Consider the following 13461-nt stretch of genomic DNA (forward strand, 5'->3'; position numbering starts at 1 on the left):
GCAGCGCCATGGAAGACCGGATCGAGCAGACCAGGAACCTCTACGACAGCTTCGTGTTCGGCGGTGACGCCGGGGCGCTCCGTGTCGCCGAGAAGCAGCTCGACACCGTACGGGCCGATCTCGCGCTGGCGCGCGGCCGGATCGTGCACGGCCGGTTCCTGGAGAACGGCGACGTGGATCCGCGCGAGCTCGCCCTCTTCGAGCAGGCGCTGGTGCTGTTCCAGGCGATCGGTGACGTCCGCGGCGAGGCCGAGGCCCACTTCTGGATCGGCATCTACAACCAGGTCGTCGAGGGCAACCACGCCGCCGCCGTGCCCGCGTTCGAGCGGTCGCACGAACTCGCCAAGCAGATCGACGACCGGCGGACCATGTCGTACGCGCTGCGGCACCTGGGTGTCGCCGCGCAGGCCGCCGGGCGGCTGGACGCCGCGCGTGAGCACCTCGAGGAGTCCGTGAAGCTGCGACGGGAGCTCGGGCACCTGCCGGGCGTGGCCGCGAACATGGTGGGGCTGGCGTACATCGCCGCCGGGCAGGGGCGGCACGACGACGCCCGGGCGATCATCGACGAGGCGCGGGCCATCGCCGAGGCCAGTCAGGCGCACGGCACGCTGCGGTCCATCGAGGAGGCACACGCGGCCATCGCGTCGTAAGGCGCGATCGAGTAGCCCGGCTAGTGGATCAGTCCGTGGATCTGGACGGTCCGGTCCTCGCTGCCGCTGGCGAAGAACTGGCCGTCCGGGCTGAAGGCCATCGTGTGGACGACCCCGGTGTGCCGCACGGTCGCCGGGCCGATGGGTTGACGCTGCTCGACGTCCCAGAGCTGGACCTTCACCCGGCCCTGCGGATCGACCTGGGCGACAGCCAGCGTCCGGCCGTGCTCGCTGAGCGCCAGGGCCGGCAGGAACGCCGCGGAGCCTGGCAGCACGCCGGTGCGCTGACCAGCGATCACGTCCCAGATCTCGACGTTCTTTCCCCACTCGGCCACCGCGAGGGTCCGGCCGTCCGGGCTGAACTCGTCCTGGACGGGCTCGTTCGTCGACGCGCGCGGGGTTCCCGGCCCGGCGACGGGTTGGCGGCTCTCCACGCTCCACCGCCCGGCGACCTGTCCGTCGTAGACGGGGAACCTCGTGGCCGGCCAGCCACGCGGTGCCGTCGGCGATCCGGCGCTTGGGGTTGGCCCCGTACCCGGCCGGCTGGGCGACCGCGGACCGCTCCGCGTCCGCACCGGTCAACATCCCGCCGTCGGGGTTCACGAAGACACCGGACGGCAGGAGTGGGGACGCGTCGAAGAGCAGCGGGCCGCACCGTCCGTCAGGGCCGCTGAGCACCGCCACCGTCGTCGAGGTGCCGCAGTCGACACCGAGGCGGTAGCTTCGCGCGGTCACCCGCCAACTCTTAGCCAACCCGGGCAGTCACGGGATCTCATACACCACAGTGGAGCGACGCCGTCACGGGGTGACCTCCCGCACGGCGGCGACGAACGCGGCCGGTGCCTCCTGCGGCAGGTTGTGCCCCGCGTCGGGAACCCGGTGGTGTGCGCGTGGGCCGGTGAAGTGGACCGCGCTGGGGCTGCCGTCGGTGGCGGGGAAGTTCCCGTCGGCCGTGCCGTCGAGGGTGACCGTGGGAACGGTGATGGCCGGTGCGAGGGCGAGTGCGGCTTCGGCCTCGGCGTAGTCAGGTGCCCCGGCGGCCTGCCCGAGCCGGTGCCGGTAGGAGTGGATGACGACCTCGACGTAGTCGGGGTTCTCGAAGGCCTGTGCCGCACGGTCGAGGTCGGCGGCGGTGAAGCTCCACTTCGGAGAGTTGCGGCGCCAGATCACCTCGGCGATCTGGCGCCGGTTCGCGGTCAGGCCCGCGCGTCCACGCTCGGTCAGGAAGTAGAAGAAGTACCAGAAGCCGGCCTCCAGGTCGGGCGGCAGCGGGTGCATCGCGGTGCTGATGTCCTGGACGAGGTAGCTGTTGACCGACACGAGGCCCGCGACCCGGCCGGGGTGCAGGGCCGCCGCTACGCAGGCGGCGCGTCCGCCCCAGTCGTAGCCGGCCAGGACCGCGCGCGGAATGCGCAGGGCATCCATCAGGGCGATGACGTCGGCTCCGAGGGCGGCCTGCTGCCCGGACCGTGGGGTGTCCGGGCGAAGGAATCGGGTCGGCCCGTGGCCGCGCAGGTACGGCACGACGACCCGATGCCCGGCTTCGGCCAGCATCGGTGCCACCTCGACATAGCTGTGGATGTCGTACGGGAAACCGTGGAGCAGGATCACCGGCGCCCCGTCGGCAGGCCCTGCTTCGTGGTAGGCCACGTCGAGCACATCGGTGGTGACCCGCCGGATCGGTAGGTTCGTCATTCGGCGCTCCCCTCTCTCGTCACCAAACGAGACAGGACAACCGAGAGTTCTGTGACAGCGGCAGCCGCGCGCACATTACGTATTCCTACGTACGCAACCGACCGGTGCTCGCTCATACCTTCGAATCCAGGAAACCGCCTGGCGAAGGAGAACGACGATGGACCACCTGACTGACCCGCAGGCGGCCGTTTCCGTCTTCTTCGAAGTGCGCCCACGCCTCTTCGGGATCGCCTACCGGATGCTCGGCATCGTCGCCGAAGCTGAGGATGTGCTGCAGGAAACCTGGCTGCGGTGGCAGGACACCGACCACGAGACCATCGAGAACCCGTCGGCGTTCCTGGCGCTGATCACCACCCGGCTGTGCCTCAACGTCGTGCAGTCCGCGCGTTGGCGGCGCGAGACCTATGTCGGGCCCTGGCTTCCGGAGCCGGTGGACACCAGCGCCGACCCCGCGCTCGGTGCCGAGCGGGCCGAGGCGCTCGAGTTCGCCTGCCTGCTGCTCATGGAGAGGCTCACCGCGTACGAGCGGGCCGCCTATGTTCTCCGCGAAGCCTTCTGCTATCCCTACGACGAGATCGCGGACGTGCTCGCGGTCAGCGCGGTCTATGCCCGCCAGCTTGTCAGCCGCGCCCGCAAGCATCTGAACACCGCACGACCCAAGCCCGCCGCGAAGGTCGACTATCGACGCCTGTTAAGCGGCATTCTCGCCGCCGCCCAGACGGGGAACGTCGCCGCGCTCGAGGACCACTTCGCCGCGGACCTCGCGCCCGCCATGGGGTGACCCGGGTCTCGTTGCCGCGATCTTGCCGCTGATGCATGATTCCCGCAGTAGGCGGGAGGATTCCGGGTGGCAGGTCGCGCGCGAGGATCCTGGTGATCGTCGGCCGGGGGGCCGAGATCGAGGCGCTGAACACCCTGCTGGACGAGGCCGTCGCGGACCGCGGTGGCGCTTTCGTCATCCGTGGCGAGGCCGGCATCGGCAAGTCGACGCTGCTGGGCGAGGTCCGTGCCCGGGCCGAGGCGCGCGGGATGCGGGTGCTGATCACCACCGGTGTGCAGGCGGAAGTCCAGATCGCGTACGCCGGCGTGCAGCACCTGTTCCGTCGCCTGCGCCCCGACCTCGACTCCGCCGACGGCCGGTCGCCGTTCCGGGTCGGTGTCGGCGCGCTCGACCTGCTCGCCGCGCTCGACGAGCCTGTCCTGCTGGCCGTCGAAGACGCGCACTGGCTGGACCGGGCGAGCTGGGACGTGCTCGCGTTCATCGCCCGGAGGCTGGAGTCGGACCCGGTCGCGCTCGTCATGACGGTGCGCGACGGTCCGGACGTCGACCGGCTCCTGGCCGCCGCCGCGTTTCCGCAACTGCCGTTGGAGCCCCTGGAGCCGGCCGACGCCCGCACATTGCTCGATTGCGTCGCGCCCGGGCTGTCGCCCGCCCTGGGCGACCGGGTACTCGCCGAGTCGGCGGGCAACCCGCTCGGCCTGGTCGAGCTCGGCGGGCTGGCCGCCCGCTCCGGCGGCGCCGCCATGCTGCCGGCGCTGCTGCCCCTGACCACCCGCGTCGAGCAGACGTTCACCGGGCTGGTCGACCAGTTGCCGCCCGTGACGCGCGCGCTCCTGCTCGTGGCCGCGCTCGACGACGACGACAACCTCGACGAGGTGCTCGCCGCCACCGCGGAGCTCGAGAGCCGACCGGTCACCGCCGACGACGTCGAGCCGGCCGTCGGCGGTCGCCTGGTCAGCGTGGACGAGCACAACCGGCTGCGGTTCCGGCATCCGCTGCTGCGGTCGGCGCTGCGGCAGTCCGCGAGCGTGGCGCGGCGCAGGCGGGTGCACGGCTGCCTCGCGGCGGTGGTGACCGGCGCCGACCGACGGCTGTTGCACCTGGCGGCCGCGGCCACCGGACCGAACGAGGCGCTCGCCACCCAGCTCGCCGACTTCGCGGCCCGAACCGGCCGGCGGCAGGCCATCGCGATCGCGGTGGATGCCATGGAACGCGCCGCCCTGCTGAGCGAGGATCCGCAGGATCGCGGCAGCCGGCTGTTGTGGGCGACCCGCATGGCCGGCGCCCAGGGCGATGTCGAGTCCATCCGCCGCCTGCTCGCGCTGATCGACGAGACCGCACTGCGTCCCGCCGACTGGTTGCGACTGACCTGGTACCGCGAGGTGAACCTGTCCAGCGGCTGGACCGGCAGCGACCGTCTGGGGGTCTACACCGAGCTCCTGGAGAGCATGCGCACCGACGGCGATACGGACGGCACGCTCGATGCGATGAACAGCGTCGCGCTCCGGTTCTACTGGTCGAACCCCGACGAGCCCACCCGGATGCGGCTGGTCCGGGTCGCGGAGCGGATCGACGCTCCGCCGGACGACTGGCGGGTGCTGACCACGCTGGCGATGGCGGCGCCGGTCGAACGCGGCGCCGACCTGCTCGACCGGCTGGCCGCCGCGCAGGACCGGCTGGATCTGACGTCGACGGGAACCGGCGAGCTCGGCGTCGCGGCGTCGGCGCTCGGCGCGTACACCCTGTCGAACAAGTTCCTCACCGCGAGCGTGGCCGGGCTGCGAACCGAAGGCCGGATCGGCACGCTCACGTCGGCCCTGACGAGCCTGGCCTTCAACGCGGCCACCGCCGGCGACGCGCGGGCGGCCATGAACGCCGCGACCGAGTGCCTGGCGCTGGCCACCGAGATCGGCCGGCCGGCGTACGCCCTGCAGGCCCGTCTGACACTCGGGCTCGCGGAGGCGCTGCGCGGCAACGCCCCGATCGCCGTCGAGATCGCCGAGCAGAGCGAACAAGTGCTGCTGACGGCCGGCATGCACCCGATGCTGTCGTTGACGCAACGCATCCGCGGCGTGACCGCGCTCGGCGAAGGGCGGCCGGAGGAGGCGTTCCGGGAGCTGCTCCGGGTGTTCGATCCGGCGGACGTGGCCTACCACCCGTACGTCCGGTTCACCCTGCTCGGGCACCTGGCCGAGGCAGCGAACTACAGCGGCTCGCTCGACGAGGTCCGCGCCGTGGTGGCCGAGCTGACGCCCATCGCCGCGCTGAGCCGCTCGCCGGTGCTGACCGCCGGTCTGGTGTACGCGGGTGCGGTGGTGGCCGACGACGCGGACGCGTACGACGCCGCCCTCGCCGCGGACCTGCGTGACTGGCCGTTCGAGCGGGCGCGGGTGCAACTCGCGTACGGCGGCTGGCTGCGCCGCCAGCGTCAGGCGATGGAGTCGCGGCCGCTGCTGCGCGCCGCCGCCGGCACGTTCGACGCGCTCGGGGCGGCGCCGTGGGCGGAACGCGCCCGCGCCGAGTTGCGGGCGACCGGGGAGTCGCGGCGCAAGCCGACCGAAGCGCTGGACGCGTTGACGCCCCAGGAGCAACAGATCGCCGGGCTCGCGGCCGAAGGGTTGAGCAACCGGGAGATCGCGGAACGGTTGTTCCTGTCGCCCCGCACCGTGACCACCCACCTCTACCGGCTCTTCCCGAAGGTCGGCGTCAAGTCGCGTGGCGAACTCGCCGCGGTGCTGAATAGCCTTGCGCCATGAGAGTCGTCGTCATCGGTGGCAGCGGGCACATCGGCACCTTCCTGGTCCCCCGGCTGGTCCACGCCGGTCATGACGTGGTCAACATCAGCCGCGGACAGCACTCCGGCTACGTCGATGACCCCGCCTGGGAGCAGGTGCGCCAGGTGACCGCGGACCGCGCGACGGGCACCTTCCCCGACCAGGTCGCCGACCTCGCGCCTGACGCCGTCGTCGACCTCATCTGCTTCGACCTCGACTCCGCGACCGCTCTTGTCGAGCGGCTGCGCGGCGCGACCGGGCATCTGCTGCACTGCGGCTCCATCTGGCGCAGCGGCCCGAGCGTGAAGGTGCCGGTCACCGAGGACACCGGGACACCACCGGTCGGCGAGTACGGCATCGCGAAGGCCGCCATCGCACGGATGCTCAAGGAGGAGACCAGGTCCGGTGGGCTGGTCACCACGTCGCTGCATCCGGGCCACATCGTCGGCCCCGGCTGGCACCCGATCGGTCCGCTCGGCAACCTCGACTCCACGGTGTGGCACCGGCTCTCGGCCGGGCAGCCGATCGAGGTGCCGGGCATCGGCGCGGAGTTCATGCACCACGTCCACGCCGACGACGTGGCACAGGCCTTCGAAGCCGCGATCACGCACCGCGACGCCGCAGCCGGCGAGGACTTCAGCGTCGTCGCGCCCTCCGCCCTGAACGTGCGCGGCTACGCCCAGATCGCGGCGTCGTGGTTCGGCCAGAGCGCGGAGCTGCGCCCGGTGACGTGGGACGAGTTCCGCAACAGTGCCGGCGACGAGGCCGCCCAGCTCAGTTGGGAGCACCTCGTCCGCAACCACTACTTCAGCATCGAGAAGGCCCGCACTCTGCTGGGCTACACCCCGGCTTACGAGCCGGAAGACGCGATCCTGGAGTCGGTGCGCTGGCTGATCGACCACGAGCAGCTCGATGTCGCCAACCCATTGACGATGGATTGATCATTTATCTATCGTGTACGCCGTGGCGGCGATGCGCGAACCGACTTTCCTCATCCTGACGGCTCTGGCCGACGGGCCTCGGCACGGCTACGGCATCGTGCAGGAGGTCCGGGTGCTCTCCGGCGGGCGGACCAGCCTGCTGACCGGCACCCTCTACACGGCGTTGGACCGGCTCACCGCGGAAGGGCTGATCGAGCCGGACCGCGAGGAGGAGGTCGACGGGCGGGTGCGGCGCTACTACCGGCTCCGAACCGAAGGACTCGCTGCCCTGACTGACGAGACCGCCCGGCTGCGCCAGCTCACCACGGCCGCCGAGGCCCGGCTCCGTGCCGTCCGCCCGGAGCCGGCGTGATGACCGGCCAGCTCGCCCGCCGCTACCGCCGGCTGCTGTTCGCCTACCCGCGCGCCTATCGCCGTGCCCGGGGCGACGAGCTGGTCGGGGCCCTGCTCGACGCGGCCGGTTCGGACCGCACGCGGCCCAGCGTCCGAGAAGCCACCAACCTGGTCGGGCACGGGCTGCGAGCACGCCTGGGCCGGCCGGCCAGCCGCACCGTCGTCGCCTGGGCCGTGCTCACCACGGTCGTCTGCGGGCTGCTCGCGGCGGCCTTCGCGACCCGGGCCGGTTGGGAGACCGCCCGCCCGTTGCCGCGCACCGCCGAGGCGCAGGCCATGCTCGCCGAGATCCTGCCCGACCAGAAGTTCACCGGGATCGAGGACGAACCCGCGCTGTTCACCATCTACGGGTCGCCACTGGGCCGGAGCACGGTCCGTGAGCTGCTGCTCGGCGACGGCGGCGAATACTCCCAGGCGGGAGTCGCCGGCTCGGCCCCGCTGCCGCCGATGACGGACCCGGCGGAGATCGTCGACCAAGCCCGGCACAACATGCGCGCGCACGGCTGGCGCGTCTACCGGCCCATATTCCAGGACCTGTACGGCTGCACCGGGCCGCCCTGCGATCCCACGACGATCCCCCAGAGCACCATCATCGTCGCGGGGCGCGGCGACACGACGTTCACGTTGGAGGTCACTCCCACCGACAGCTACAACCCTGGGAGGATCTCGGGCGGCTTCCTGCGGGCGACCCCGGTCGCCGTCTACCCACTCGCCCTGGCCGGTGGCATCGCCGGCGCGCTGGTCGCGTTCCTGCTGTTCGCCTGGGCCAGCCGCCGGACCGAGGGTAGGCACCCGGCCCGGGCGATGGTGAAGACGCTGCTGGGCATCGCGCTGTTCCTCTGGTGGGCGCCCACGCTGCTCGCGGTCCCCTCGATGGCGTGGCACACCATCGACGAGCCACACCCGTCGTGGCATCCGATGTGGGAATGGCTCGGCCAGCCGGTCTTCTCGCTGTTCTTCGTCCTCGGCTGCGGGTCGGCGCTGCTCGGCCTCGCCCTGGCCGCCCTGCCCGGCCGTGCGCCGCAGCGGGCGCACAGCCCGGGCTGAGCAATCAGCGACCGCTGGGTGGGATCTTCGAGTTGCTGTCGGCGCGGTCCGACGCCTTCAGCTTCTTGGCGGACCGCTTCTCCTTCAACGACTTCTCCGCCGGTTTCTTCGCGGAGCCCTTCTGTTTCGACTTCTCAGCCATGGTCACCCTTCACGTGCGATCGATAGCGCGGCTTCGGCACGTCAGGCGTCAAGGTCACGACCGACGCCTTAACCGTACGCTGGTCGTAGCCGTTTGAGTGCCGCCGGTGACTCGCCGTTTCGGGTCTGGCTTCCCCACCCCGAAACGGCGAGCCGCCCTCGCGTCAGATGCGGTAGATGGCCAGGCCCATGATGGCGGGCTTGCCGGAGGCACCGGTGACATTGATGTTGAGGACTCCGTCGGTGACCGCGACGGTGTACGGGCCGTTCTCCCGCCAGTGGCCCAGCGCCAGGTCACCGAGGTTGCTGGCCTTGAGGATGCCCTCGAGGGTGACGTTGAACCGGCGGGTGTTGCCCTGCACCCCCTCCATCTCCCAGACGTAGACCTGGTACTGGCCGTTGGCCACGGTCTGCGACATGGCGATGGTCCCCAGGTCGGTGCCGATCAGCCCGGTGCGCAGCATGCTCACCGTGGCGGCGTCGGGCAGCGGGCTGGGTGTGACGGTGTTGCTGTGCGCGGTGCCGCCGGAGACCGTGAAGCCCGACGACTGCGCCTGGGCGTCCCACTGGTTGCCCTCGACGACGACCGCCGGCCCGTTGAGGTTGACGCCCTTGACGAACCCGGTGGTGGGCGGGTTCGTCGGCGGCGGTGACGACGGGGTGCCGGTGACCACGGCGCGGTCGAGGGTGACGACCGTGCCGCCCGCCGCGGCGTTCTTCGTGCCGGTGTTGCGGATCCGCAGCGTGTGGTTGCCGGCGGCGAGCACCGGGCTGGTCCACACGGCGACGTCGCCGGTCTTCGCTGCGGCGTAGAGGTCGACGCTGACCTCCGTAGCCCCGTCGATCGAGACCGCGGCGATGCCGTGGTGCGACCCGGTCACGGCGCGATAGGCGACCCGGGTGCCGGTGAAGGCCAGCGTCGCCGTCTCGCCCGTGGTCAGGCTCCAGCTCTGGCTCCCGTTGTAGAAGACCGCCGGCGCCGCCTCGTTGCAGCCCGTGCAGTGGTTCCAGCCGCTGTAGCTCCAGTTGGTGGCCGCGTCGTCGACCGAGACCGTGCCTGGGTCCGAGGTCGGCGGTGGCGTAGTGGGCGGTGGTGTGGTGGGCGGTGGTGTGGTCGGCCCGGTGCCGCCGTTCTTGCCGATCAGGCGGGCGGCCTGGGTCGCGAACATCTGGTACGCCGGGTCGTACTGCGCCTTGGTGGTGTCGGGCTCGCCGTAGATCGAGAAACCCTCACCGTTGTCGGGCGGCCAGATGAAGGTGGCCGGGTTGACGCTGTCGTCCTGCGGGTGTGGCCGGGTCGCCGGTGGCACGACCTTGCCCTCGACCCGCCAGGACAGCCAGCCGGCACAGTTGTCGTTGTTGTAGATCGCGTCGAGCCAACTGCTGTAGATGCCCGAGCGCGTCACCTTCTCGGCCGCGCTGCGGCCCGGGTACGCGAACTCCTGCAGGATGACCGGCTTGCCACCGGCGGAGGCCGACGCGCAGTGCTGGTTGACCAGGTTGACGACCTGCTGCGGGGAGATGTTGTGGTAGGTCGGGTAGGTGTGCCAGGTCTGGAAGTCGATCGCGGGCACGTTGGCCGGCTCGGTGTTCGGGTCGGAGCCGGCCTGGCCGCCGTAGAAGCCCTCGCTGCCGGTGGTGACGAGCTGACGCGCGCCCTGCGCCTTGATGTACGACGCCATCTCCTGGTACCAGCTCTGCGCCAGGGCGACAGAGCTGACCTCGGGCTCGTTCATCAGGTCCCAGGCGAAGACCGTCGGGTCGTCCTTGTACTTCACGCCGGTGATGGTGTTGGTCCGGTTGAGCACGAAGCTGACCCAGTCCTTGTACAGCTGCTTGGTGCGCGGGTCGCTGTAGAAGAACGTGTACCGCTGCGCGTCCCCGGAGGGGTTGTAGTTCGGGATGTACCAGGAGTTGATCTGCTGGGTGCCGCCGGCCCACTGCCAGAAGTCCATCATCGCGATGTTGAGCTTGAGGCCGAGCTGCCCGGCCCGCGCGATGACGTAGTCCCAGCGGCCGAGGCCGTTGGTGGTGCTGGGATTGAACGCGTACGTGTTGGTGGCGGTGTCCCAGTAGATCAGGTAGCTGCCGTGCATGCCCATGTTGGACGCGTCGGCGGTGCTGTTCGGGTTCCAGATGTGTTTCTTGGTCGTGCCGTCCAGCGACCCGGTCACCGAGTGCAGGATGCCGCGCACGACGTTGTAGTTCGACGCGTCCGCGTAGCCCAGCATCGAGTCGACCTCGGCGCGGGTGCCCCAGCCGAGGTAGTGGCTGTTGGTGCCGGCGACGTAGAACGGCTTGCCGTCGAGCGCGAACCTGGTGCCGGAGGTGGTGACGAAGCCGGGTGCGGCCGTCGCCGAGGTGGCGAACGTCAGCGGCAGCAGCACGGCCACGATCACCGCAATCATCAGAGGTACGACGTACCGGTTGATCCGAAGAGCTCTCACGCAGGTCTCCTTCGGGTGTGATGCGCACTGAATGTGCGGACGCGGGCGTCCCCGCGTTCCGCTTCCTTGCGACGCCTCAGCCGGCTGCGGGCGGGTCCAATGGGGGTAGGGCGTTGGCGGCGATGACGTTCCGGTACCAGTGGCCGCTGTTCTTGATCGTGCGGTGCTGGGTGGCCCGGTCGACGTGGACGAGGCCGAAGGGCTGGCCGTACCCGTACACCCACTCGAAGTTGTCGATCAGCGACCACATCATGTAGCCGCGCACGTCGACGCCGTCGGCGATGGCGTCGTGCAGCGCCGCCAGATGTGCGTGGACATAGGCGATCCGGCCCGGGTCGGCCACGCTCCCGTCGGGACCGACCCGATCGGGGAAGGCGACCCCGTTCTCGGCGATGACGATCGGGACCGGGCCGTAGTCGTGGCGGATCCGGTTGAGCAGCTCGCGCAGCGCGCCCGGGTCGACCGTGCCGTGGATGGTGGACGGGCCGTCCGCCGACGCCACGTGCAGCAGACCTTCACTGCCGATCCAGCGGTTGTACGGATCGGCGGGGCCGGGTCCGGCGGCGACGTAGAGCGGCGTGTAGTAGTTGACGCCCAGCAGGTCGATCGGGGCGGTGACCGTCGCCAGGTCGCCGTCGCGCACGAAACCCCAGTCGGTCACGTGGGCCGTGTCGGCGATCAGGTCGGCCGGGTAGGCACCGCGCAGCAACGGGTCCAGGAAGACCCGGTTGCGCAGGGCATCGGCCCGGCGCACGGCGTCGCGGTTGGCGACGGTGTCGACCGGCGTGCGCACCGGGGCGGGATTGAGCGCGATCGAGACCTGCGCGGTGGCCGGCAGCGTCGCGCGCAGCGCCGCCACGGCGAGCCCGTGCGCCAGGTTGAGGTGGTGCACCACCCGCAGGGCGGTGGCGTCGTGCGCGATGCCGGGTGCGTGGATGCCCGAGGCGTGGCCCAGAAACGCGGTGCACCACGGCTCGTTGAGCGTCGTCCACAAGGGAACCCGGTCGCCGAGGCGGGCGCCCACCAGGGCGGCGTAGTCGGCGAACCGCTCGGCCATGTCGCGGCGGGCCCACCCGCCGATGTCCTGCAGCGCCTGCGGGTGGTCCCAGTGGTAGAGCGTGAGCATGGGCTCGATGCCCCGGCTGAGCAGCTCGTCCACCAGCCGGGAGTAGAAGTCCAGGCCCTTGGGGTTGCCGGCGCCCCGGCCGTTGCGCTGCACGCGCGGCCACGACACCGAGAACCGGTAGGTGCCCAGGCCGAGCTCGGCCATGAGGGCCACGTCGTCGCGGTAACGGCGGTAGTGGTCGACGGCTAGGTCCGCCCGGTCCTCGTTGGCGACGCGACCGGGCACGGAGGTGAAGGTGTCCCAGACCGACGCGCCGCGACCGTCGACGTCGAGGGCGCCCTCGACCTGGAACGCCGCGGTCGCCGCACCCCAGCGGAAGCCGGCGGGGAACTCGAGCGGGGCAACGCTTCGGTCAGGCGCGTTCCTCGTGGGGACGGTCATCGGCGACACTCCTACCGGGTCAGTGTGGTGCGCGGTGGACGCCGGTGCTGCCGCGCGGCAGCAGCCGGTAGGGCTCGGCGGGCTGGGAGCCGGGCTCCCCGCTGCCGTCGATCGCGGCGAACAGCATCCGGGCCGCCTGTGCGCCCCGGCCCGGTATGTCGTGGGCCAGCGCGGTGAGCTTGGGGTTGACCAGGCGGCAGAGCCGGGAGTCGTTGAACGAGACCAGGGACAGGTCGTCGGGCACCCGGACCCCCATCTCGAGCGCCACCTCGAGACCGGTGACCGCGGTCAGGTCACTGTGGTAGATGATCGCGGTCGGTCGCTCCGGCATGGCCAGCAGCCGCCGGGTGGCCTGGGCGCTGTCGGTCTCGGAGTAGTCCGCGCGCACCGTGACCGGCTCCGGCAGACCGCGCAGGCGGCACACCTCGTGCAGGGCGGCGGAGCGGTCGACGATGTGCGCCATGGCCGGGTCTCCGGCCACGTGGGCGAGCCGGCGGTGGCCGAGGGCGGCGAGGTACTCCGCGACGTCGGTCATGCCGGCGGCGTCCTGCGACCAGATGCTCGGCAGGGTGCCGGTGCCGGTCGGCCCTCCTATCACGACGGCGGGCAGGTGCAGGTCCTCCAGCACGGTGATGCGAGGGTCGTCCGCGCACAGGTTGAGCACGATGACGCCGTCGACCCGGTGCTCCGCCCACCATCGGCGGTAGGTGGCGATCTCGGCCTCGGTGTCCTCGACGACCTGGAGGTTGAGACCGCAGGAGCGCGGTGAGAGCTCGGCCTCCAGGCCGCTGATCAGTTCCATGGTGAACGGCTCGTCGCCGAGCAGTCGGGCCGGCCGTTGCAGGGCCAGCCCGATGGCGCCGGCCCGGCCGCCGCGCAGCGCGCGGGCGGCGCTGTGTGGGCGCCAACCGATCTCGGCCGCCACGGCCAGCACCCGCTCGCGGGTCTCGTCGGACACGCCAGGTTGGCCGTTGAGCGCGAACGACACCGCGGATCGGGAGACTCCCGCGCGCTCGGCGATGTCGCCGATGGTGGGTCTCTTCACCGCAGGGCTCCGATCACTAAACCGATTTCGTTGTGGTTCG

11 protein-coding genes and 1 pseudogene are annotated in these 13461 nt (G+C 71.2%); 6 read left to right on the forward strand and 6 right to left on the reverse strand.

Going from position 1 to position 13461, the window contains the following annotated elements; genetic code table 11:
- Positions 1-8 precede the first annotated feature (8 nt).
- The gene (locus BLV39_RS29835) at positions 9-650 is read left to right on the forward strand and encodes a tetratricopeptide repeat protein (protein WP_090799974.1); all 642 of its coding nucleotides are present in this window, start codon (positions 9-11) and stop codon (positions 648-650) included.
- Positions 651-670: 20 nt separating this feature from the next.
- On the opposite strand, the gene BLV39_RS29840 is transcribed toward BLV39_RS29835, so the two are convergent.
- Both BLV39_RS29840 and BLV39_RS29850 read right to left on the reverse strand, forming a co-directional pair.
- Positions 671-1084 carry a WD40 repeat domain-containing protein gene (locus tag BLV39_RS29840; protein ID WP_090799975.1) on the reverse strand — a complete coding sequence of 138 codons (414 nt, stop codon included), beginning with the start codon at positions 1082-1084 and terminating at the stop codon, positions 671-673.
- Between the two features lie 364 nt (positions 1085-1448).
- Positions 1449-2345: an alpha/beta fold hydrolase gene (locus tag BLV39_RS29850; protein WP_090799977.1), complete on the reverse strand. Its 897-nt coding sequence runs from the start codon at positions 2343-2345 to the stop codon at positions 1449-1451.
- A 157-nt stretch (positions 2346-2502) separates the two neighbouring features.
- Between BLV39_RS29850 and BLV39_RS29855 the strand changes: the two genes are divergently transcribed.
- From BLV39_RS29855 to BLV39_RS29875, 5 genes are all read left to right on the forward strand, one after another.
- Positions 2503-3126 carry a sigma factor gene (locus BLV39_RS29855; protein WP_090799978.1) on the forward strand — a complete coding sequence of 208 codons (624 nt, stop codon included), beginning with the start codon at positions 2503-2505 and terminating at the stop codon, positions 3124-3126.
- A 92-nt stretch (positions 3127-3218) separates the two neighbouring features.
- A complete protein-coding gene (locus BLV39_RS29860; protein WP_176985141.1) occupies positions 3219-5882 on the forward strand; it encodes an ATP-binding protein in 2664 nt (887 codons plus the stop codon).
- Positions 5879-6841, forward strand: a complete 963-nt coding sequence (locus BLV39_RS29865; protein WP_090799980.1) for an NAD-dependent epimerase/dehydratase family protein — start codon at positions 5879-5881, stop codon at positions 6839-6841. The genes BLV39_RS29860 and BLV39_RS29865 overlap by 4 nt, the downstream gene beginning before the upstream one ends.
- Before the next feature lie 31 nt (positions 6842-6872).
- Positions 6873-7193 carry a PadR family transcriptional regulator gene (locus BLV39_RS29870; protein WP_090800801.1) on the forward strand — a complete coding sequence of 107 codons (321 nt, stop codon included), beginning with the start codon at positions 6873-6875 and terminating at the stop codon, positions 7191-7193.
- Complete coding sequence (locus BLV39_RS29875; protein WP_090799981.1) at positions 7193-8281, forward strand: hypothetical protein; 1089 nt, start codon at positions 7193-7195, stop codon at positions 8279-8281. Before BLV39_RS29870 ends, BLV39_RS29875 begins: the two co-directional genes overlap by 1 nt.
- 4 nt (positions 8282-8285) lie before the next feature.
- On the opposite strand, the gene BLV39_RS43230 is transcribed toward BLV39_RS29875, so the two are convergent.
- The 4 genes and pseudogenes from BLV39_RS43230 to BLV39_RS29890 form a co-directional block, all read right to left on the reverse strand.
- On the reverse strand, positions 8286-8423 hold the full coding sequence (locus BLV39_RS43230) for a hypothetical protein (protein WP_176985142.1): 138 nt from the start codon (positions 8421-8423) through the stop codon (positions 8286-8288).
- Between the two features lie 163 nt (positions 8424-8586).
- Positions 8587-10869, reverse strand: coding sequence for a cellulase family glycosylhydrolase (locus BLV39_RS29880; protein WP_143049938.1), 2283 nt, complete (start codon positions 10867-10869; stop codon positions 8587-8589).
- 76 nt (positions 10870-10945) lie between these two features.
- Complete coding sequence (locus tag BLV39_RS29885; RefSeq protein ID WP_090799983.1) at positions 10946-12376, reverse strand: GH1 family beta-glucosidase; 1431 nt, start codon at positions 12374-12376, stop codon at positions 10946-10948.
- 11 nt (positions 12377-12387) lie between these two features.
- A pseudogene (locus BLV39_RS29890) lies at positions 12388-13421 on the reverse strand (LacI family DNA-binding transcriptional regulator).
- Positions 13422-13461: the final 40 nt, after the last annotated feature.

The organism is Asanoa ishikariensis, assembly GCF_900107455.1.
Lineage (GTDB): Bacteria > Actinomycetota > Actinomycetes > Mycobacteriales > Micromonosporaceae > Asanoa > Asanoa ishikariensis.

Bases quoted from the DNA above. Each gene is read 5' to 3' on its own strand.
- BLV39_RS29835 (WP_090799974.1), top strand. From the start codon at position 9: ATGGAAGACCGGATCGAGCAGACCAGGAACCTCTACGACAGCTTCGTG.
- BLV39_RS29850 (WP_090799977.1), bottom strand. From the start codon at position 2,345: ATGACGAACCTACCGATCCGGCGGGTCACCACCGATGTGCTCGACGTG.
- BLV39_RS29855 (WP_090799978.1), top strand. From the start codon at position 2,503: ATGGACCACCTGACTGACCCGCAGGCGGCCGTTTCCGTCTTCTTCGAA.
- BLV39_RS29865 (WP_090799980.1), top strand. From the start codon at position 5,879: ATGAGAGTCGTCGTCATCGGTGGCAGCGGGCACATCGGCACCTTCCTG.
- BLV39_RS29870 (WP_090800801.1), top strand. From the start codon at position 6,873: ATGCGCGAACCGACTTTCCTCATCCTGACGGCTCTGGCCGACGGGCCT.
- BLV39_RS29875 (WP_090799981.1), top strand. From the start codon at position 7,193: ATGACCGGCCAGCTCGCCCGCCGCTACCGCCGGCTGCTGTTCGCCTAC.
- BLV39_RS43230 (WP_176985142.1), bottom strand. From the start codon at position 8,423: ATGGCTGAGAAGTCGAAACAGAAGGGCTCCGCGAAGAAACCGGCGGAG.
- BLV39_RS29885 (WP_090799983.1), bottom strand. From the start codon at position 12,376: ATGACCGTCCCCACGAGGAACGCGCCTGACCGAAGCGTTGCCCCGCTC.